At 56.1% G+C, this 20,767-nt stretch carries 19 protein-coding genes and 1 pseudogene; 9 read left to right on the top strand and 11 right to left on the bottom strand.

Annotated elements, in window-relative coordinates:
- Positions 1–312: 312 nt before the first annotated feature.
- From A7P95_RS04720 to A7P95_RS04715, 3 genes are all read right to left on the bottom strand, one after another.
- Positions 313–996, bottom strand: a complete 684-nt coding sequence (locus tag A7P95_RS04720) for a pseudouridine synthase (RefSeq protein WP_067591957.1) — start codon at positions 994–996, stop codon at positions 313–315.
- A gap of 163 nt (positions 997–1,159) precedes the next feature.
- Positions 1,160–1,315 carry a hypothetical protein gene (locus tag A7P95_RS11570; RefSeq protein ID WP_156503503.1) on the bottom strand — a complete coding sequence of 52 codons (156 nt, stop codon included), beginning with the start codon at positions 1,313–1,315 and terminating at the stop codon, positions 1,160–1,162.
- Positions 1,316–1,384: 69 nt separating this feature from the next.
- Positions 1,385–2,815: a sodium:proton antiporter gene (locus A7P95_RS04715; protein ID WP_067591954.1), complete on the bottom strand. Its 1,431-nt coding sequence runs from the start codon at positions 2,813–2,815 to the stop codon at positions 1,385–1,387.
- A 265-nt stretch (positions 2,816–3,080) separates the two neighbouring features.
- Between A7P95_RS04715 and A7P95_RS04710 the strand changes: the two genes are divergently transcribed.
- The 3 genes from A7P95_RS04710 to cls all read left to right on the top strand — a co-directional run bounded on the left by A7P95_RS04710 (position 3,081) and on the right by cls (position 5,835).
- The gene (locus A7P95_RS04710; RefSeq protein ID WP_067591951.1) at positions 3,081–3,308 is read left to right on the top strand and encodes an exodeoxyribonuclease VII small subunit; all 228 of its coding nucleotides are present in this window, start codon (positions 3,081–3,083) and stop codon (positions 3,306–3,308) included.
- Positions 3,301–4,188, top strand: coding sequence for a polyprenyl synthetase family protein (locus A7P95_RS04705; RefSeq protein ID WP_067591948.1), 888 nt, complete (start codon positions 3,301–3,303; stop codon positions 4,186–4,188). Before A7P95_RS04710 ends, A7P95_RS04705 begins: the two co-directional genes overlap by 8 nt.
- Positions 4,189–4,377: 189 nt before the next feature.
- On the top strand, positions 4,378–5,835 hold the full coding sequence (gene cls / locus A7P95_RS04700) for a cardiolipin synthase (RefSeq protein ID WP_067591945.1): 1,458 nt from the start codon (positions 4,378–4,380) through the stop codon (positions 5,833–5,835).
- A 214-nt stretch (positions 5,836–6,049) separates the two neighbouring features.
- Here cls and coaBC read toward each other — a convergent pair whose 3' ends face one another.
- Positions 6,050–7,243: a bifunctional phosphopantothenoylcysteine decarboxylase/phosphopantothenate--cysteine ligase CoaBC gene (gene coaBC / locus A7P95_RS04695; protein ID WP_067591942.1), complete on the bottom strand. Its 1,194-nt coding sequence runs from the start codon at positions 7,241–7,243 to the stop codon at positions 6,050–6,052.
- A 442-nt stretch (positions 7,244–7,685) separates the two neighbouring features.
- On the opposite strand from coaBC, the pseudogene A7P95_RS12160 reads away from it, so the two are divergent.
- The 3 genes and pseudogenes from A7P95_RS12160 to A7P95_RS04685 all read left to right on the top strand — a co-directional run.
- Positions 7,686–7,742, top strand: a pseudogene (locus tag A7P95_RS12160) (hypothetical protein); the annotation flags it as partial.
- 1,608 nt (positions 7,743–9,350) lie between these two features.
- Positions 9,351–12,173: an autotransporter family protein gene (locus A7P95_RS12155; RefSeq protein ID WP_245636564.1), complete on the top strand. Its 2,823-nt coding sequence runs from the start codon at positions 9,351–9,353 to the stop codon at positions 12,171–12,173.
- A gap of 71 nt (positions 12,174–12,244) precedes the next feature.
- Positions 12,245–12,772 (top strand): OmpA family protein, encoded by a 528-nt coding sequence (locus tag A7P95_RS04685; RefSeq protein ID WP_067591936.1) that lies wholly within the window; start codon positions 12,245–12,247, stop codon positions 12,770–12,772.
- A 223-nt stretch (positions 12,773–12,995) separates the two neighbouring features.
- On the opposite strand, the gene A7P95_RS11095 is transcribed toward A7P95_RS04685, so the two are convergent.
- From A7P95_RS11095 to A7P95_RS04665, 7 genes are all read right to left on the bottom strand, one after another.
- Complete coding sequence (locus tag A7P95_RS11095) at positions 12,996–13,313, bottom strand: hypothetical protein (RefSeq protein ID WP_245636563.1); 318 nt, start codon at positions 13,311–13,313, stop codon at positions 12,996–12,998.
- Between the two features lie 92 nt (positions 13,314–13,405).
- On the bottom strand, positions 13,406–13,717 hold the full coding sequence (locus tag A7P95_RS12150; protein ID WP_245636562.1) for a PP2C family serine/threonine-protein phosphatase: 312 nt from the start codon (positions 13,715–13,717) through the stop codon (positions 13,406–13,408).
- Positions 13,718–13,747: 30 nt separating this feature from the next.
- Positions 13,748–14,149, bottom strand: a complete 402-nt coding sequence (locus A7P95_RS12145) for a hypothetical protein (protein WP_245636561.1) — start codon at positions 14,147–14,149, stop codon at positions 13,748–13,750.
- Positions 14,150–14,199: 50 nt separating this feature from the next.
- Entirely contained in the window at positions 14,200–14,844 is a 645-nt protein-coding gene (locus tag A7P95_RS11565; protein WP_156503502.1) for an Nmad2 family putative nucleotide modification protein, read from the bottom strand.
- Positions 14,841–15,728 carry an Nmad3 family putative nucleotide modification protein gene (locus A7P95_RS11560; RefSeq protein ID WP_156503501.1) on the bottom strand — a complete coding sequence of 296 codons (888 nt, stop codon included), beginning with the start codon at positions 15,726–15,728 and terminating at the stop codon, positions 14,841–14,843. Before A7P95_RS11560 ends, A7P95_RS11565 begins: the two co-directional genes overlap by 4 nt.
- Before the next feature lie 102 nt (positions 15,729–15,830).
- A complete protein-coding gene (locus A7P95_RS04670) occupies positions 15,831–16,655 on the bottom strand; it encodes an SIR2 family NAD-dependent protein deacylase (RefSeq protein ID WP_067591930.1) in 825 nt (274 codons plus the stop codon).
- A 33-nt stretch (positions 16,656–16,688) separates the two neighbouring features.
- Positions 16,689–17,687, bottom strand: coding sequence for an ATP-binding protein (locus A7P95_RS04665; RefSeq protein ID WP_179945898.1), 999 nt, complete (start codon positions 17,685–17,687; stop codon positions 16,689–16,691).
- Here A7P95_RS04665 and A7P95_RS04660 point away from each other — a divergent pair.
- From A7P95_RS04660 to A7P95_RS11555, 3 genes are all read left to right on the top strand, one after another.
- Complete coding sequence (locus A7P95_RS04660; RefSeq protein WP_245636560.1) at positions 17,686–18,735, top strand: zonular occludens toxin domain-containing protein; 1,050 nt, start codon at positions 17,686–17,688, stop codon at positions 18,733–18,735. The two genes, A7P95_RS04665 and A7P95_RS04660, sit on opposite strands and share 2 nt — an antisense overlap.
- 232 nt (positions 18,736–18,967) lie before the next feature.
- Complete coding sequence (locus tag A7P95_RS04655; protein WP_067591922.1) at positions 18,968–19,237, top strand: hypothetical protein; 270 nt, start codon at positions 18,968–18,970, stop codon at positions 19,235–19,237.
- A 159-nt stretch (positions 19,238–19,396) separates the two neighbouring features.
- Positions 19,397–20,767: IgG-binding virulence factor TspB family protein (locus tag A7P95_RS11555; RefSeq protein WP_281179402.1), on the top strand; the 1,371-nt coding region annotated here is incomplete at its 3' end.

Raw genomic sequence — 20,767 nt, 5'->3', positions numbered from 1 at the left:
GAAAAGTTCAGGTAGCCTTATATTACGCCCCGACAACAGGGGCAAGCAGTAAAACCCAATCTGAACAGTATCTTAGGCGGTTTCTTGACAACCAGCCTGCATTCGAGTAAGCAAAGATTGCCCTTTTGTTTGGCTGGGGCGGGCAAGGCTGCCTGAAAGCGTAAGCTTCAACGCAGTCAAAACGCCGTGCAGCGGAGTTTCTGCGAAGCTAAAAAGTATCGGCAGGCCGGAGGGAAGCAGTAAGCCGCGGGCTTGTGTTGGGAACGGATGGGAAGGTTGAAGGGCAACCTGCTGGTTTGCCTGACGGCGGCGCTAGGGCTGGATAAAGCGCCATTCGCCGGGTTGCAGGCCTTGGCAATCCCAATCGCCGAAGCGCAGGCGGTGCAGGGCTTCCACTCGGTTGCCGGCGGCGGCCACCATGCGTTTGACTTGGTGGTATTTGCCTTCGGTGAGGGTGAGCAGCAGGCTGTGCGGGCTTTCGAGCTCGGCTGCGGCGGCGGCCACGGTTTCGTTATCGTCGTGCAGCAGCACGCCTTGGCGCAGGGTGGCGCACAGTTCTTCGCCGGCGGGGTGTTTGAGGGTGGCGCGGTAGAGCTTGGCCACGTGTTGTTTGGGCGAGGTTTGGCGGTGGTTGAAGGCGCCGTCGTTGGTGAGGAGCAGTACGCCGGTGGTGTCGGCGTCGAGGCGGCCGACGGCTTGGGGCCCGGTGGCGCGGAGGTGATCGGGCAGCAGGGAGAAGATGCTGGGGTAGTCGCGCGGTTTGTGGGAGGTTTCGTAGCCGGCGGGCTTGTGCAGCAGGATGTAATAATACGGCAGGGGGATGACGGCGAGCGCTTCGCCGTCGATGGCGAGGCTGTGCACTTGGGTGGGCTCGATTTCGGCGGCGGGGTGTTCGGCGGGGGCGCCGTTGATGGCGATGCGGCCTTGTTCGATAAGCTGGCGGCATTGTTTGCGGCTGCCGATGCCTTGGGCTTGGAGGTATTTGGTGAGCTGCATGGTTGGGCGGGGGATGAGTGTGGGATTCGGGATGATAGCACAGGGTTTCAGGTAGCCTTTGGGGCTACCTGAAAAATGGGGATTGGGGTTGGCACGGGTTTAATCGTGGTGGTTTGGGTGGTTTTCCGGAGGGGCGGGAGTTTGGTTTGCTGCTTGTTTGGCTTCAAGGCGCAGTTGCCGTATCCAATAATGCGGCAAGGATGTGCCAAGTAAAGATGAAATTAGCGACGACAGCAGCAATAGAGACGATGGTTACGGCAACGATTGCCAAGCCATAACCAAAAGACTGAAGGTCAGAATAAGAACCGGATTGCTTCATTTTTCGCTCCCCGAAAATCAAAGGCTACCTGAAAAATAGTTTTCAGGTAGCCTTCATCTTACTGCGCCCTTAGAAAATCTGCCACACGAAGAAAATCAGCGTGTGCAGGATAAACAGCGGCACGAGGATGCCGAACGACCACATCATGTAGCCGAAGAAGCCGGGCATGGGCACTTTGCGCTGTTCGGCGATAGCCTTCACCATGAAGTTTGGCGCGTTGCCGATGTAGCTGAGTGCGCCCATAAACACCGAGCCCATGGAGATGGCCAAAAGCGAGTGGAACAGGTGGCCGGTCATCAGCGCCTGCGCGTCGCCGCCGGCCATGTTGAAGAACACGAGGTAGGTGGGCGCGTTGTCCAAAAAGGCGGAGAGCATGCCGGTCATCCAGAAATACATGGTGTTGATCGGGTTGCCCGCAGCGTCGTGCACCAGCGCAATCAGCGGGGCGAAGGGGCCGCTCTCGCCGGCTTGCAGCATGGCGAGCACGGGGGCGATGGTGATGAAAATGCCGAGGAAGAGCTTACCCACTTCGGCAATCGGCCCCCAGTTGAATTCGTTGCCGGCGCGCACCTGCTTGGGCGTGATCAGCAGCGAGGTGATGCCCAGCGCCACCAAAATCACGTCGCGGGCGAGGTTTTGCAGGGCGTAGTGCGTGCCGAGGATTTCCAAGCCGGGGTGTTCGGGCTTCCAAATGCCTGACATCATCACGGCTGCCACCACGCCGCCCAAGAGCAGGAAGTTCCATTTGCCCATGAGCTTGATTTTTTCCGGCGGGCTGTCGGGGCTCGGGTCTTTGGCAAGGATTTCGTCGGCCTGGGCGAAGTAGTGGCGGTCGAGGAAGTAGAACACGGTGAGCAGCACGGCGGCGCTAATCAGCACCGGCGGCAGCATGTGCTCCACCGTCCACATGAAATCCACGCCTTTCAAAAAGCCGAGGAAGAGGGGCGGGTCACCCAGCGGGGTGAGGCCGCCGCCGATATTGGCCACCAGGAAGATGAAAAACACCACCACATGCACGCGGTGCTTGCGGTTGTCGTTGGCTTTCAGGATGGGGCGGATCATCAGCATGGCGGCGCCGGTGGTGCCCATCACGGAGGCCAGCAGCGTGCCGATGGCGAGCAGGGCGGTGTTCAGGCACGGGCTGCCGTGCAGGTTGCCCCACACCAGGATGCCGCCGGAAATGGTGTAGAGCGCCCACAGCAGCAGGATAAACGGAATGTATTCGGCCACCAGGGCGTGCACGAGCACGTGCAGGCTGGTGGAGAAGCCATATACCAGGGTGAAGGGGATGAGGAAGGCGAGCGTCCAGCCGGCGGTGATTTTGCCGAAGTGGTGGTGCCAGATGTGGGCGAAAAACAGGGGGCCGGTGGCGATGGAGAGCAGAATCAGCACGAAGGGGATGCCCCAGGGCAGGCTCAGCTCGGCGCCGTTGAGCTCGGCGGCCAGCGCGGGCAGCGGCAGGGCGAGCAGCAGCGGGAAGAGGGCGTGACGGATACGCATCGGGTTTCCTTTTGATGGCGGTTGGAGGCGGCAAGGGCCGGCAAATAGCAAGCCGGATTTCTTGTAGCAATCCGGCCGGGTGAGGGGATTGTAAATGAAAGTGGGCGGTGTGTCAGTATGAAATCGGCGTTGGGGCTACCTGAAAACATCGCTCGGGCAGGGGCCGCAGATTTTCAGGTAGCCTCTGCCTGGTCGGAGCCGCCTGAACCCGCCCGGCCGCTGTGCTACAATCCCGCCCTTGAATCAAACCGCAAAACCACCCGCTATGACCAAGAAAAAACCGAAAACCTTCGAAGAAGCCGTGAGCCGGCTGGAAGCCATCAACCAAGCCATGCAGGCCAGCGACATGCCGCTGGAAGACGCGCTGGCCGCCTATCAGGAAGGCAGCGAGCTGGTGCGCTTCTGCCAGGCGCGTTTGGCCGAAGTGGAACAAAAACTGCAAGTGCTCGACGCCGGGCAGGAGCGCGAACTGGTGCTGGAACAAGATGAGTGAGCTGAAACAATGGCAGCAGCGCGCCCGCGCCCAAACTGAGCTGGTGCTGGAGCGCGTGCTGCCCGCCGCAAGCAGCCTGCCCGAAGGCCTGCATGAAGCCATGCGCTACGCCGTGCTCGGCGGCGGCAAACGCCTGCGCCCGCTTTTGGTGCTGGCCGCCGCCGAATTGGGCGAATCAGACCAAGCCGCCGCCGAAGCCGCGCTGGCCGCCGTGGAGCTGGTGCATGCCTATTCGCTGGTGCACGACGACATGCCCGCCATGGACAACGACAGCCTGCGCCGCGGCAAGCCCACCTGCCACGTGCAATACGGCGAAGCCGCCGCCCTGCTGGTGGGCGACGCGCTGCAAACCCTGGCCTTTGATGTGCTCAGCCGCCCCGGCGCATTGCCCGCCGCGCGCCAGCTCGAAATGGTGCACACCTTGGCGCGCGCCTCCGGCAGCCTCGGCATGGCCGGCGGGCAGGCGATTGATTTGCAATCCGTGGGGCGGCAGATCGGACAGGCCGAATTGGAAACCATGCACCGCCTGAAAACCGGCGCCCTCATCCGCGCCGCCGTGGCACTGGGCGGCTTGAGCTGCCCCGATTTGGGTGAAGACGCGCTGGCCAAACTGGACAGCTACGCCGCCAAGCTCGGCCTCGCCTTCCAAGTGATCGACGACGTGCTCGACTGCGAAGCCGACACCGCCACGCTGGGCAAAACCGCCGGCAAAGACCAAGAAGCCGACAAACCCACCTATGTGCGGCTGATGGGCCTGGCCGCCGCCCGCGCCTATGCCGAACGGCTGGTGGCCGAAGCGCAGCAGGCCTTAGCCGGCTTCGGCGAGCGGGCCGAACGGCTGCGGCAGCTCGCGGCCTATGTTACCGCGCGGGGCAACTGATGCCCTGCGGCAAACGATAAAGAGGCTACCTGAAAAACTGCGGTTTGGTTTTTCAGGTAGCCTTTTTTGATGCGATCGTATCGTAAAAATTTTTCGTAACTTAAGCAGCTTATAGTTTTGAGATTTCTAGCAGCTTGCTAAATTTCAGGTAGCCTCAAGCGGCCGCCTGCCTAACCGGATAACACGCTTATGAGTTGGTCGAACATTTTCCTCACCGCCCACTTTTTGCTCACGCTGGCCATCGCCCTGCGCGTGATTTATTCGCGCCGTTCGAGCGGCGCGGCGTTGGCCTGGCTCACGCTCCTGTTTGCCTTCCCCTTCGTGGGCGTGGGCGCCTACCTGCTCATCGGCGAATCCAAGCTGGGGCGTGCGCGGGTGGCGCGGCAGGTCGAGCTGCAAGCCTTCCATGACGAGTTTGCCGACCGCTTCCTGCCGCCCGAAGCCGCGCCGGTGCCCGATATGCGCTTCCGCCAGCTCGCGCGTTTCGTGCGCGGCAAGTCGGGCTTCGCGCCCACCGGCGGCAACAGCGCACGCCTGTTGGCCGACACCGATTCGATTTTGCAGGCCTTCACTGCGGATATTGAAGCGGCGCAGCATTGCTGCCTGCTGGAGTTTTACATTGTGGAAGGCAGCGGGCGGGTGGAGGCCGTGCTGGAGGCGCTGATGCGCGCGGCCGATCGCGGCGTGCGCTGCCAGCTGCTGGCTGATTCGCTGGGCAGCCAGGGTTTTTGGCTGTCGGATTGGCCGGACAGGTTGCGCGAGGCCGGCGTGGAAGTCACTCCCGCGCTGCCGTTCGGCTTAATCAGCTCGCTGTGGGTGCGCGCCGATTTGCGCAACCACCGCAAAATCCTGGTGGTGGACTACCGCATCGCCTACACCGGCAGCTACAACCTGGTGGACCCCAAATTGTTTAAGCAGGGCGCGGGCGTGGGCGAATGGGTGGACGCGGTGCTGCGCTGCGAAGGCGTGGCGGCGCAGGAATTGGCGGCGGTATTCTACGGCGATTGGGCGGTGGAAAACGCGCACAACCTCAACGCCACGCTGGAATACCTGAGCGGCTATCTCGACGGCGTGCCCGAACGCGGCGCCGACAGCGGGCGCGAAACGCTGCAAGTGGTGCCCTCGCACCCCGGCGGCGACACGGCGCTGGTGTACGACGTGCTGCTCAATGCGCTGAACGTGGCGCAGGAGCGGGTGGTGATCAGCACGCCCTATTTTGTGCCCGACGAAGCCCTGCTCAACACACTCACCATGACCGCGCAGCGCGGCGTGGAAGTGGTGCTGATTTTGCCGCGGCGCAACGATTCGCGCCTGGTGCGCTATGCCAGCAGCGCGTATTACCAGCCGCTCTTGGATGCGGGGGTGAAGCTGAAAATGTATGGCGGCGGCCTGCTGCACACCAAGGCGGTGGTGGTGGACGGGCGCTTTGCGCTGTTTGGCACGGTAAACATGGATATGCGCAGCTTTTATCTCAATTTGGAAGTGAGCCTGGCGCTGTATTCGCCCGAAAGCGTGGCCGCTGTGGCCGCGCTGCTGGAAGGCTACCTGAAAAACTGCGAAGAGGTGGAGCTGAAGAAATGGCAGCAGCGCCCGAGGATACGCCGCTTCGCCGAACGCTGCGTGCGGCTGGCCAGCCCGCTGCTATAGCGGCAAACTGTTGAATAAAGGCTACCTGAAAAGCGGAAATCACTTTTCAGGTAGCCTTAATCTTTGCTTCCTTATTTTGCAAGCAGGCTGTCTGAAAGCATGGGCTGCAATGCGGTAAAAATGAGTTTGACGTAGCAAGAATGGTTTTCAGGTAGCCTTCCCGTGCGGCGGGAGGCTACCTGAAAAATTTGACGGTTCGGCGCGGGGCAAGCGTTCAGCCGGCCTGGCCGAGCAGGCGGGCGATTTCGGCTACGATGGCGTCGGCGGTGTCGCGCTTGCCCATTTCCGGCAGCGCGGTTTCGCCCGAGCCGCTGATGAGCGTGACCTGATTGCTGGCGCTGCCCATGGCGTCGGCCACCGAGTTGGCCACAATCAGCGGCACGCCTTTGCGCAGGCGTTTGGCGCGGGCGTGCTCCAGCACATGGTGGCTTTCGGCGGCAAAACCTACGCAGAAAGGCGCATCGGGTAGGTGCGCCACGGCGGCGAGGATGTCGGGGTTTTCGGCCAGCTCGATTGTCGGCGGTGTGCCGCTGCCGTCTTTTTTCAGCTTCTCGGCGCTGCGGTTGGCCACGCGGTAGTCGGCCACGGCGGCTACGCCGATGAAGATGTCGCAGGCGCACGCTTCTCGCATCACGGCGTCGTGCATGGCTTGCGCGCTGTGAGCATGATGCACGGCCACCCCGGCGGGCGGGGCTACCTGAAGCTGCCCTGCCACCAGCACCACTTCCGCCCCGGCGGCGCGGCAGGCCTGCGCCAGCGCCACGCCCATGCGGCCGCTGGAAAGGTTGGTGATGCCGCGCACGGGATCGATGGCTTCGAAGGTGGCGCCGGCGGTGAGCAGCACGCGTTTGCCGGCAAGCAGCTTGGGCGTCCACAAATCGGGCAGCAGCTCGGCCAGCTCGGCGGCTTCGAGCATGCGGCCTTGGCCGGTTTCGCCGCAGGCCTGGCTGCCGCTGGCGGGGCCGAACACGGTAATGCCGTCGGCCTGGAGCTGGGCGATGTTGCGCAGGTTGGCGGGGTTGCGCCACATTTCCACGTTCATGGCAGGCGCCACGGCCAGCGGGCAGGCGCGGGCGGCGGCGAGGGTGGTGAGCAGGTTGTCGGCCAGGCCGTGGGCGATTTTGGCCAGGGTGTTGGCGCTGGCGGGGGCAATGAGGAAAACGTCGGCCTCGCGGCTGAGGTTGATGTGCGCCATGCCGTTGCCGGCAGCGGCGGAATGGTCGGTCCACACGCTCTGCCCGCTTAGGGCTTGGAAGGTTTGCGGGGCGACGAATTCGGCGGCGGCGCGGCTCATGGCCACGCTCACGCTGTGCCCCTGCTTGCGCAGCAGGCGCACCAGTTCGCAGGATTTGTAGGCGGCAATGCCGCCGCTGATGCCGAGCAGGATGTGTTTGGGCGGTTTGGACATGGTGTGGAGTTCTTGCTTGAGCGAGGGAAACGGGCGGTATGGTAACACAGGGAAGGGGTGGTTTTGGCTGCGCAGGAATTCGGGCTTTTCAGGTAGCCTTACGGGGTGGGGCAGGCTACCTGAAAATATAAAGCTTGATGGGAACGATGTGGCAAGGGGCAGTAATGCTGCTGCAAGTTGAGTCAATCTGCTATGCCTTTTCAGGTAGCCTCAAGGAGGTGCGGGCGTCAATATGATTGAAATTAGAGTAATGTATACAAAGAGATGACGTGTTGCTGCGTTGTATCTTTTCCCCATCATTTCCAGTTTTTCTTTACAGAAGTCCGCAAGCGTGCCGTATGGTTATGTTAAGCTGCATTGTTTTTCGATTTTGCGGAACGGCATTTGAAGCCTGGTTTTAAATGCGCCGGAGATTTGTTTCTCACTTCAAGGGATTAATCTAATGAACAAAATTTATAACATCGTTTATTCTGAAGAACAAAGCACTTGGGTGGTTTGCTCGGAACTGGAACGCGCCAGCCGGAAGAAATCTTCCGGCCCCTCGGCTGCCAAACTGCTGGCTTTTGTTGCCGTGGTGGGCATCGGCGTATCCGCCCTGCCGGCGACGGCTTCTACTTGCGGCAACGGCAGTACCGTGGCCAGCGGCGGCAGCTGCGATATGGGGATATATACAGTTTCCACCAACGATGATAACAGGGGACAGGTGCTGGTTACCGGCGGCGATACGGTTACATTAACCGCTGCCTCCCTGAACAATCAATTGACTACTAACAGTCCATCCACTATTTCAAAAGCAGCGAAGGATATTTTTAGCGATCCAGGGATAGCAAATGATTTGGCACGCGAACGGATTATTTCCAACCAACAAGGTACAACAGTTACGGTAATAGACCCAGCTAGCGGCAGTCATCAGACGGTCAATGTTTATAACAATATCCAAGGGCAAACGGTTGGCGATACAACCATTTCTGTTCCGACCGGAAATGATGCTTATGTCAATATGCGTTTGGGTACAGCCAATGGTAATGGCAGCATGCTGATTGCCAACTTGGGTGACAGCACGCAAGCGCCCTCAAAAAATGTCAATACTCCGCCAAGTCAGCTTCCTGCAAAACAAACCCGTATGGTTCAGGCAGAAAATGGTGGTGCCGTAGCATGGGTTTCTAAAAATCGTATTAATTTTGAAGGAATGCTCATTGGGGAAACAAGTACCTCCCGTACGTTCTGGGTGCTGGCTCCTAAAACGGTAAATTTGCTGGGAACCAGCTATAACATCAATAGCATTGCTGATTTGCAGGCTTTTAATGAGGCTTTAAAAGCGGCTGTCGGCCAACCGGGATTTGCCAATGATGGGGAAACACAACAAGCAGCCTACAACCGTCGGTATAACGAGGCAACTACTACGGAAAAGGTTATTCTCACTAAAAATAATACGGGAACCAACCACCCGGATTCTTTAAAACCAACACCTGAACGGTGGATTATGGCTGCTACGGGAACAGGCTCGACTGCTACCTTAAAAAATGGTGCCATCTTAGAGCATCGTGTAAGTTTTGGTTCAGGAAATTTCGAATCAAATGGAGGAGGGATGCTGGCTGAGAATGGTGGTAAAGCGGTGGTGGAGGAAGGTGCTTCATTATCAGGGCACTTTAATAGTGTTACGGTACGTGGGGCAGGCAGTGTTGCAGAAAATTATGGTGTTATATCAGGAGGTTATTATGCAGGTGAGGAATATGATACCCGTGGCAGCACGCCTGGTGGAAATGCATATTATTCTGAAGCAGATACCGTTATTGCCAAGGACTCAGGAAAATTTGAGAACTCTGGCATTATTAATGTGGCAGGATACACTTTTCCTAATTATACCCATCCTAATTATGGCATTATCGTTAAGGATCATGCTGTTATTGCTAATAAAACTGGAGGGGTTATTAATGTTGGTGTCAATAATGCGCCAAGTAGTAGTGTAGATGGGGTATATGCTGGCACTAATGGCACATTCATCGGAGAAAAGGGTAGTGAAATTTATATCGGGCGAACCGCACAGTACAGTAAAACTGCTACTACTACATTGATTGCCAACACCTCGGCAGAAACAGGCATCAATGTGATTGGAAATGCTGCCCAAGTCAACCACAACGGCATCATTACCATCGGCAAGGAAACCCAAGGTGCAACTGCTGTTAGGGTGAGCAACGGCAACGCCTCGACCACGGTAAATTTGGGTGCGGACAGCGTGATCAACGTGTCAGGTAACGCTACAGTAGCCAGTGGTCAGCCGAAACAGAACGTTGGCATCCAGGCGCAAAACTCCGATGCGGCCAAAATCACCAATGCCGGCGCAATTAACGTAACCGGCACCAATGCCGTGGGCGAAAATGTGGTGGCCGAAGCGGGGCGCACAGCCAAAATCACCAACACCGCCAGCAGCAAAATCACGGTGGAAGAAGCTTCTGCCAACCAAGTTACCCGCAACTACGGCATTTATGCCGATGGTCGCGGCACAGGTAAAGCCGAAGTGGTGACCGACGGCACGCTGACGCTGAAAGGCGACAACGTAATTGGTGCGCACGCACGCGGCAATTCGGTCATGGCCGTGAATGCGGGTACGCAAACCGTGTTCGACAACTCTGCCGGCGCAAAAAACCAGATTGCCTACCATGTGAACGGCGGCTCTGCTTCGGCCACTGTGGCAGCCTTAACCAATAGCACCGACATCACCACCGAAAACTCCACCCTGTTCCGTGCGGATGAAGGCGGCTCGATTAATGCTGCCAGCCTGAACGTTACCGCTTCCGGCAAAGACGCCGTTATTTTGGCCAGCAACGGCCGGGATACCGCTGCCAGCAAAACCTCCAATATCACGGTAAACAACGGCACCTTCAATCTGACCGGTAACGGCTCAACCGTCGCCTTGGTGTCCGGCGGTGCGGAAAGCAGCCTGTCAGGCACGGCCACCGTAGCCGACAGCGCCACCGGCGTCACCATCGGTAAAGCCGACGGCAGAAGCTACGGTTTGAACAACCAATTGGTGGCCGGCAGCAGCCCCGTGAACACCACCAAATTGCTTTCCGCCCTGAACACCACCACCGGCGCGGCCGGCACAACCGGCTACACCGCGCAGAACGGTGCCACCGTAGAATTTTCAGGTAGCCTCAACCTGAACGGTGCCGGCAGCACCGGCGTGCAAACGCTCAACGGCGGCAAAGCCGTGCTGAACAACGCCACCGTGAAAGTGAATGGCAACGCCCTGCAAGCCAATGGCGGCAGCAACTCCATCAATATCAACGGCGGCACCGTAACCGGCAGCACCAACGTGTTCAACTCCGTATCCGGCACCAACTCGCTGACGGTAACCAACGGCGCAACCCTGAACGGCGCGATGTCGCTGGCGGCAGGCACGTCTGCCGTGGAGCTCGACAACGGCACCACCTGGAACAACACCGGCAACTCCACCGTAACCAACTTGGATAACGCCGGCACGGTTGCCTTCGTTGCCCCCGCCACTGCCGCAGCAGGCAACTACAAAACCATCACGGTAAACGGCAACTACGCCGGCAATAATGGCCAATTGGTGGTGAACACCCTGTGGAACAGTGCCAGCGACCAGGATTCCGACCACCTGATCATCAAAGGCACGGCCACCGGCACCACCACCGTCAGCACACCCAACGGCATCATCGGCAACATTGTCCGCAGCCGGGCCCAGCAGTTCTCGTCTGATGTGGTTACGGTTGAACAGCCGCAGCCCAACGCACCCGCCCAGCAAGAAGGCCAGCCCGACGACAATGCCATCTTCACCGGCACCGCTAATACTACTAATGCCGGACAAGCCCAGTTGGTGTTGAAGAGCACTGCCGGCGGCAAAAACGTGTATGCCTGGACGCTGTTTGCCGACCCTAACGCCCCCAACCCCTCGGCATACATCTATGCCCCCGCCGTGGCCGGCGATGTGCTGATGCCGCAGGTAAACCAGGAAATCGGCCACCACACCCTCGGCACCCTGCATGAGCGTCGCGGCGAGAACCAAACCCTCGCTTGGGACGACTGCGGCCGCTGCGGCGAGCAGGCCAAAGGCCAAACCTGGACCCGCATCCTGGGCAGCCGCCTGGAGAGCGACGGCAAAGAGCGCCTCAACTTCGAAACCAAAATGGGCGGTTTCCAAATCGGCCACGACTTCGCCGTTAGCCGCAACGACAAAGGCGGCCACCGCCTCACTGGCGGCTACCTGGCCTACAGCCGTGCCGACACCGACTTCTACGACCGCTACCGCGCCGTCAACGGTGTGCTGAGCGCCGACCACTACAGCGGCAAAGGCACCACCGACGCCGTCAGCCTCGGCCTGAGCAACACCAACTATGCCGCCAACGGCAGCTATCTTGACTTGGTGGGCCAGCTGAGCTGGTTGCGCAACAAATACCAAGGCCGCGACAGCGCCAGCGTGAAACAAAACGGCTGGGCAGCCGCCCTTTCTGCCGAAGTCGGCCGCCCCTTCGCCCTCGGTAGCCGTGCCGAAAACCAAGGCGGCTGGCTAATCGAGCCGCAGGCGCAGCTGGTGTACCAATACGTTGGCCTGAAAGACTTCAACGACGGCATCCGCCAAGTGAGCCAGGATAAACAGCACAGCCTACGCGGCCGCCTCGGCGCACGCCTTGCCTACAACGGCCCCAGCAGAAACCTGCGCACCAACACCTTCTACGCCGTGGCCAACGTGTGGCACGACTTCATCAACCCGCACGGCGTGGACATCGGTGAAGACAACGTGCGCGAAAAACGCAACGCCACCTGGGGCGAAGTCGGCATCGGCGGCCAGCTGCCCGTGTCCAACAACGCCTACCTGTACGGCGACGCCCGCTACCAGCACAACTTCGGCAGCGCCAGCCGCCAAGGCTACCGCGGCAGCGTCGGCTTCAAGTACACCTGGAAATAACCGTTCAACCCATCAAAAGGCTACCTGAAAAACCGCATGGCAGTTTTCAGGTAGCTTCAAAAGGAAAACAGATGAACCCAATTGCAAAAACCCTCCTGCTGGGCAGCCTCATCGCCGGCCTCGCCAGCTCCGCCCTCGCCCGCGACGTGCACCACCGCTGGTGTGCCGAAGAAGCGCCCGTTGCCCAGCCCGCACCGCAGCCGCAGGTAGAGCGCATCAACCTCTCTGCCGACGCCCTGTTCCGCTTCAACAAATCCGCCGTCGGCGACCTGCTGCCCGAAGGCCGCGCCACGCTCGACCAGCTGGCCGCCAACCTCGTCAGCCGCCAAGCCCAGATCGACAGCATCGCCCTCGTCGGCCACACCGACCGCCTGGGCAGCGAGCAATACAATCACAACCTCGGCCTGCGTCGCGCCGAAACCGTGAAAGCCTATCTGCAAAGCAAAGGCGTGCAAGACCCCATCAGCGTGGCCAGCGCCGGCGAAAGCCAGCCCGTGACCACCGATTGCCACGGCACCCGCGCCACCGCCGCGCTCAAAGCCTGCCTGCAGCCCGACCGCCGCGTTACCGTGGAGATTACCGGCACGGCGCAGCAATAGGCGGCTGCTAATACAAGGCATAGTTTAAGCGGCTGCCATGTTTCAGGTAGCCTCTGGCCGCATAATGATGTTGCATAAATAAAGCCGAATCCTGTTCCAATGGGATTCGGCTTTTATCGTAACGTAACTTTCTCTGTTGCTGTATTTTGCCGCATTACTTGTACTGCAGGCAGCTTGCTCTCCTTATATCGAAAGAGTGTCAAGCCACTATCGTTTCAAAGGGTCACCACAGCTTCAAAATCAATTGGGCAAATGCCACCAGAATTGGCTCGCCATTTAGATCATAGGTATCTTTGCTGCTGCCGCCAATTTTGGGTTTTAATTTATCTCGATCAATTACCCATACATCACGGGAAGTACCGCCGATTTTGGGTTTTAGCTCCCGACCATCAAAAAGCCAGGTATCCCTTGATGTTCCACCGATTTTGGGTTTGATTTCCCTGCCATCGAAAATCCAAGTTTCTCTAGATGTACCGCCACTTCTTGGTTTCAACTCCCTACCGTTGCATACCCAATCACGAGGTAAAGTAATATCAGGCATGATTTGCTCCTTTTCACTGAAAATGGGAAAACAGAATGACGTTACCATTTTAGGCTTCAAGGAAAAGGTGTGCAACACGGTACCGGTGGAAACTAACCTTGCAGCAGGCATGCTGCCACCGAACAGTCATCATGAAAGGGAACCCGTTTTACTGTACGGCGTAAGGCTTCCAGCCTATCGGGCAAAGAATGGTAAGCACGCCACAATTCTTCTAATTGGTGATGAGATAGCGCATCGTGCAAACCATCGGAACAAACCAGAACGGTTTCGTTTCTTAGCAGAGTGAAGGAGGCGGTGTATATTTTAAAAAGGGTTTCTTCATAATCCGCTGTCAGGCAATGTGCCAATGCGTAGTAAATCCCAGCATAGTCTGTGCCTGGCTGTGCTTCTCCTTGTTCAATCAAATCGGCTAATACGGTGTGATCATGGCTTACTTACCGCCAGCAGCCGTTGGCGGATATATGATAAACGCGGCTATCGCCAACATTGCAGATACGGCATAAACCGTTTGCTTCGACTATTGCCGAAGCAAAGGTGGAGGCTGAGCCGAAATATGCAGTTGCCAGTTGATCACAAAAGCTGCCGTGCAGCCGCCGTAGGAAACGGCCTTCGGCATCGCCTTCGCGAGCAAAGGCTTCCATCCAAAAACGGCTGGCCAGGTGTGCGGCCGGGCTGTTGAATACACCGTCGGCGACCGCCAGCCGAACAGTATCGGCTGTTTCGGACAAACGAGTTTTGTGCAGCCGTACTTGCCTTACTGCCGTGCCATCAAATAGGGCATCCTGATTGCGCGTTTTGCCGGCGCCGGCCATTTGGAAGTAGGCGAGTTGAAGCACGAAAATCCTTTTTGTTTAGTCTGTTTCTTCTCATTAGAATAGCTTGGGAGTTAGGAGCATTTTTTCTGTTCAGTTTGGTTTTTTGGAGCATTTTTAGGTGTGCCGTTTTTTCCGAGAGGGATTTTTTCTTTATCCAAGATCATATTAAAGAAAGTAATGAATGCCTCTTTATATTCATCATTGGAATTAGAACGATGCCCGCGGTTAGGGATAATATTGAGCAATTTTTCAGGTAAGCGAATTTCATACTTATCTCCTTTGCCGAAATACCAGAATTTTTTGCCTAATAATACATTTTTCCCTGTTAATACATCTGAATAAAATTCGTCTCGACCGTGCCAAGACCATGAAGGCAGCGGCTCGTAGCTCTCAAATCGTTCTTCTACCCATATGCAGTCTCCCGCATCATTTTGATTTTTTGGAATCTTCCCGTTTAGGGATTGATCTATCTCACAACGTGCAACATATTCTGACCATGTTAAAACCTCATCAACCTGCATGCAGTAGATGATACGATCCTGATTTTCAAGGCAATCAAAGCCGACAATAATATCACCAACTTTAGCTGTCCGCCGTATTGCCGGTTTACAGATAGCTAATGTACAAGTATTGAAATCGGGATTTGGAGCAGTTCCAGAATCATAGGCAACTTTGTAGGTATAAAGGCGATTATTACTGCTAAGTTCTAATTTCATTGTTCAGAATCCTTAATAGTGCTAGCATGGTTTTTGATAACACTGGCAAGCCAGTTTTCCAACTGGGGATAGTATGCGCTATCAATAATAAATTCTTGCCCTCGTTTGGCGCTATGGAGTATAATATATTTAGGGTCATCGGAGCATTTCCAGCAATCCAGATTTGAATGATATGACAAGGCATGACCATCAACTGGATAGAACCATTTTGGCAGTTGCCAAATACTGCGGCTCATTCCGGTTTTTGTTAATTGTAAAGCAGGAGAAAAAGATGGGAATATCCCGCCACCATATGATAATTGATCCGAATATACTGATTTATCTTTGGCGAGATAAACTGTATTGCTAGGATGTTTGTAATTTTCTTGATTAAAATGTGGGTGTTCAATAAGCCAAGGATACTTTGATAGTGCTTGCATCCTATCTTTAATGGTGTTGAAAATTTCTCCAATTTCAAGCCAGCCAAACATGACTTGAATATCAGGGGCAGTTTTTTTATATTGCCATCGTCCTGTTGAGGATAGCTCTACTTCTTTAAACCAGCCAAAAAATAGGAAAACATCACCTATGCCAACTTGATGGTTGTTTAAATGGGTTTGCGCGGCATTTACCTGCCCGAATGCAGGTCGCCAATCGGAAGGTGTTTGTCGTGGATGCCGCCTGAGTTCCGGATCTAAATGTATGTGTTCCGGGGCCTTTCCGCCGGATAAATCATCAACCATTTGATGAATATCAACGCCGTCTAGATAAACGTCATGCAAGGTTTTCTTGTCGTACGGGTTGGCCGGTATGGGTAGGGAGATCATTCTTCCATCGGGTAGGATGGGGCTTGGTATACCACCAGCCGAACTATCAAAGCCTTTACGTGAAAAAATAAGTTTCATCGTTTTAACCTTTCGATAAGTAAGAAAAATTATATATCAAATAATATGAATTAATGTTAGTTTGATCGCTCTTTTCTGAAGCCGTGTCTGCTGCTTACCACGTCATAAAAAACGAGCACATTCTCGTAGCGCTGCTAACGCTCCCATCGCCAGCCCAACATGATGTTCTTGGCCGACTTGAGCTTCATCGGGATTGATGCGGATTAGCGGAGCATGCAGATGGCGGGCGGTACGGTCGGAGAAGCGGCGCACGGTGGGGATGGCGGAGCCGGCACCGATTTCGATGATCACGGGGCAGCGGATTTCAGGTAGCCATTGTTTAAACTGGCGAAGCCGCGTCATGGTTGGTTCTTCCAGCCATTCCCAATCGTCAAACATTAGGATGTTGGGGCGAGCGAGAGCACCACATTGCGGACAAACTGGCAGGCTGTTTTGCAGTCGGCAGGTCTGTTCATCTACCTGCGGCACGAAGCTGTCGGCTGGCCAAGTTTGGTCATGGCAGTGGCCGGTGCATTGTAAATCGTGGATGCTGCCGTGGCAGGCTATGATGCGGTTGTCGGGAAAGCCGGCTTTTTGGAATTGGCCGTCCACATTGCTGGTAAAAATGAAGGCACCGTGCTCCTTGCTGTCGGCCCATTGTTTTAGGAGATGGAAGCCTTGATGCGGCTCGGTCTGGCGGTAGCTGTTGAGCCGCCAGCCATAGAAGCCCCAGGCCAGATGCGGGTCGGTACGGAATAGGGCTGGGGTGGCCATGTTTTGGAAGTTTTTGCCCCAACGGCGTAGCGGTGGAAAAGCACGCCAGAAGCCGTCGATACCGCGGAAGTCGGGCAGACCGGAATCGATGCCGATACCAGCCCCGGCGGTAATGATGAGGGCGTCGGCACGGCGGATATAGGCGGCGGCCTGTTGGATTGGTTCTTTAAGCATGGTGCTTGCTCCTGCATGACAGTAAAACAAACATTAGGCAACGAAGCCGATGCGGTTCGGTATGCCGTCGGGTTTGAGGGCGCATTCGCTCTGCAGGGCGGCCATCCAAGCAGCTGTGTTGGCAAATGGTGCGAAGTGATGCCTTCTGGCGGCAGCGGCAAAGTCACCGGGAGTGAGGTTGCTTAGGATTTTCAGGTAGCCTTGCTCGATTGTGCTGAGGGGTGGCAAACCCAGAAGGGAAGCTTGCTCTTGTGCTAGATCGATAACCTGTTGCGGGGTGAGATAGCCGAAATGCAGTTTCAGATCGAAGCGACGAAGAGCAGCTGGATCGAGGCTGTGCATCAGATTGGTGGAGACAATCAAGAGGCCCTCAAAGCGCTCGATCTGGGTGAGCATTTCGTTGACCATGCTGCGCTCCCAGCTTCGATCGGCTCCGTTGCGGGCGAATAGGAAGCTGTCCACTTCGTCCAGCACCAGTAGCATTTCCTGCTCTTTGGCCTGTTCGAAAGCGGCGGCGATATTTTTTTCGGTTTCGCCGACGTATGATCCGAGCAAATCCGAGCCCTGGCGCAGCAAAATGGGGAGTCCGGCCTGCTCGCCGAGCCAGTTTGCCCGGGCAGTTTTGCCTGTTCCGGGCGCACCGTAACAGCAAATGCGGCCTTTTTTATGTGTAATTAGGCCTTTGCTGACAGCATGTATGTCGCTATCGCAGGCAATCCAGTCTAAAGAGTAGGCGGCACGTATGGCTGAGGGTAGATTGATTGGCCGCCGACCTTGTGCCTTTAGTGTCTGGTTGAATAGGGCAACGGCATGGCCAGCAAAGGCTTTTCGGTTACCTCCCAGCTCAGCAGCCACTTTGAAACCGCGTTCCAGTACGGCCGGGGTCAGGCCGTCTTGTTTGGATAACGCATTAATCTGTGTTTCATCTAGCCGCCCGCCGGATAGGGTGCGAATTAGGCCTGCTTTGTGCTGCACTGGCAAATCAGGCATATGCAGTACGATGTCGAAGCGGCGCAGGAAGGCGTCATCCATGCAGCCGACATGGTTGGAAATCCACACCATCGGCACAGCATTGCTTTCGAGCAGGTGGTTACCCGAAGGCGAAAGCATGGAAACGTGGCACCAATGGGCGCCCGATGGTTCGATACTCGTCATTGACGAAGCGCAAAGGGTCTTTCGCCCGCGGCCTGCCGGGGCGAAAGTACCCGACTATATCCAAGCTCTGGAAACGCATCGCCATAAAGGCATTGATATTTTTGTGCTTACGCAACACCCGCGGTTAATTGACGTCCATCTAAGAAGCCTGATTGGCGAACACCGCAACATCAGCCGCACCATGCTGGGCCTGCGCCGTGTCTCCTACTGGCAGCGTTGCGCCAACCCCGAAGCCCGGGCAGACGTGGCCGAAGCCAAAAACAGCATCTTTCTGCCGAAAAAAAGCGTGTTCGGCATGTACAAATCTGCCAGCGAACACACCAAACTTAAAGGCTCGGTCAGCGCGTGGGTTTACGCCCTCCCCGTTATCATTGTGATTGTCGGCTATTTGATGAGTTACGTTTGGGCAAGCTATCAGCGCAAAATCCACCCCGAACAAGCCCAAGCGCAACAGGTCGAACAATATCAGCAGCAGCCGCAAAACTACCCACAACAGGCAAATGGCCAATATCCGGCAACAGGCAGCTATGCCGAACAACCGGCTACCGTACAACAGCCGCCCGATAACAACCTGAAATCCGAAGATTGGCAGCCCGCCATAGACGGCCAGCCGTGGACAGCTCCCATCTACAACGGCCACAACCGCAATATCCAAACCATGCCCTATCCCGTCGCCTGTATCCAAAGCGATAGTGGCTGTACCTGCTACACCGAACAGGCCACACCTGTGGCCGTACCCGATACCCAATGCCGGAGCTACGTTGAAAACGGCATTTACAACCCTTACAAAGCCCGGCAGGAAACTGCCGACAACCTGCCGCAGGGCAGCTACAGCGGCGAAGGCGGTGCCAGCGTGCTGACTTTGGACAGCCCGGCTAAACCTACCATGGCACACGCAGAAACTAAGGGCACGATGGCGCAATAAGGCTGCCTGAAACGGCGGGGAAGGGATGAGATGCCTGACGGAATTGACTGCTTGCAGTCGATTCCGCCAGGTATCCGCCAAGCGATAGCGCGGCAGGGGTGCTGAAAATGGTGGGGCTGGTTGAAACGGCCGTTTCAAGTGGCCGCATGAACAGGCTACCTGAAAAGCTAGCCAAACCTGCCCGGATTGGTTAAGCTGCCCTGACGTAAATTGTTAATGAAAGGGTAGCAAGATGGATTGGCAGGCTGAGTTTGTACATTGTGTTGATGATGGCTACATGACGGTTTTTAAGGGTGTAGGAGCATTGGTTGCAGATGGCTTTGATAGTGGTATTGCGGGCGTGCGGCCAAGCGCAGATAAGCCGCTTTATTTAGGTTTGATGATGAGTCCGGCGCAATTGGCCGTATTGCGTGCCAACCGGCATTTGTTTGATGAGAGGTTTAATCGTGGATTGGATATATTGCAGCAAGGTTATGAGGAGGTTGATATTAGTTACGATTAATCTATTTGGGCTGGGCTTGATTGCTCCAGCTTGGGCGGATGTGCCAGCATATCTGCCGCAGAATACTCCTACTCTTCAAACGGTTGCGCAAGCCCCTAATGGTAGAACAATCAATTATAGTTGGGGAATGGTAGGGCATTTGTTCCTAGCATTGAGGGCTTGCGTAATGGTGGACCTATAAGAATAGATCAATATTCAAGAGTTTCCTCCGGCTCCGGCGGCCTAGTCGGCACTAAAACCAACCCCGTCAACCTCTACGACAATTACGGCAACGTCGCCCGCGGCCAGATCCAAACCCAAACCGCCATGCCCGGCCCGTCCAAATTGGCGCAGGGTTTCGGCGCGTTGTATGTTTTGCAGGTGGCCGACCAACATCTAAGCCGCCTGAAAGCGCAAGGTGTATCTGAAATGTACAGCCGCGGCTTTGAAGAGGGCGATTGGAATAAGGTTGCAAGTGCCACCGCTAAACTGTTTGACTGGACAGGCTTCGGCGGCAACGTAGCCGATAGCCTCTGGGGAAATTCAGATGTGCAGCAGATGAATCAACAAATGTATCAGCAGGCATTGGCACAAGCCCAGCAGCAATTTAATACTTACCAGCCGCAGAATTTACCTAACAGGGTTAATCCGGCTGATTACAAAGATTATGCCATGGTAACAATTAGAGAGCAGAATGATGATACTAAACAACGGATTGACTGGAAAATACCCGTAAGCAAGGCGGATTATTCGCAATATAAATACTGGCGTGAAGGCATTTTAATGCAGCGGAAAAATAACGATAACGTCAGCTGGCCGTTTAGATTGGGCAGCGTTGAAATTAGCCCGCGATTGCAAGCCGGTTCGTGGATTACCATAACCGCGGAGAAGGCAACGGAACAAGATTTGAAAAACTGGAATTTAAGCCATGCCCCCCAGCTTGCCGAAATCATGCCTAAAGAAGCCGATATGGTTCGCCTGATGGAGCAGCTTTTAAACGACAACAACCGCAACCATACCGAATTGATTAATGCTTTATGGGGCGCCGGTGTCATCGGTCCCGGCAACACGCAAAGCATGGTCATGGGCAGCCCTGCAGATAACACCTTCCTAACCCAACCCTACACCCCTGAAGGCGCAAACCAAGCCCAACAAACACAATTCATCATCAACAATAACGGCAGCATCACCCAAAACACCATTCAGCGCCCTGATTTGGTCGCCAACAGCAGCCAAGCCCCCACCCGTGCCGAAGTTGCCAGCCAGCATCAACAGGGGCAGCAGGACACCCGTCCGCAAAAGGAAGGCAGCACTGCCGAAAAACCCGATATCTGCGCCCAAAACCCTAATAGCATGATGTGCGCCCCGATAGGCTCTACCGACTATCAAGATGTCGTCTTACCGCAGCAAAATATCAATATCGCCCTATCCCCGGTCAATATCTTCAACACCGATGCCGCCTGTCCCGCTCCTACCTCATTCAGCATAGCCGGAACACAGCAAAGAATAAGCTACGAACCGATGTGCGATACCGCCCGCAAAGCCCGCCCC

The organism is Eikenella longinqua, assembly GCF_001648355.1.
GTDB lineage: Bacteria > Pseudomonadota > Gammaproteobacteria > Burkholderiales > Neisseriaceae > Eikenella > Eikenella longinqua.
This window is presented reverse-complemented; position numbering and strand designations above follow the sequence as displayed.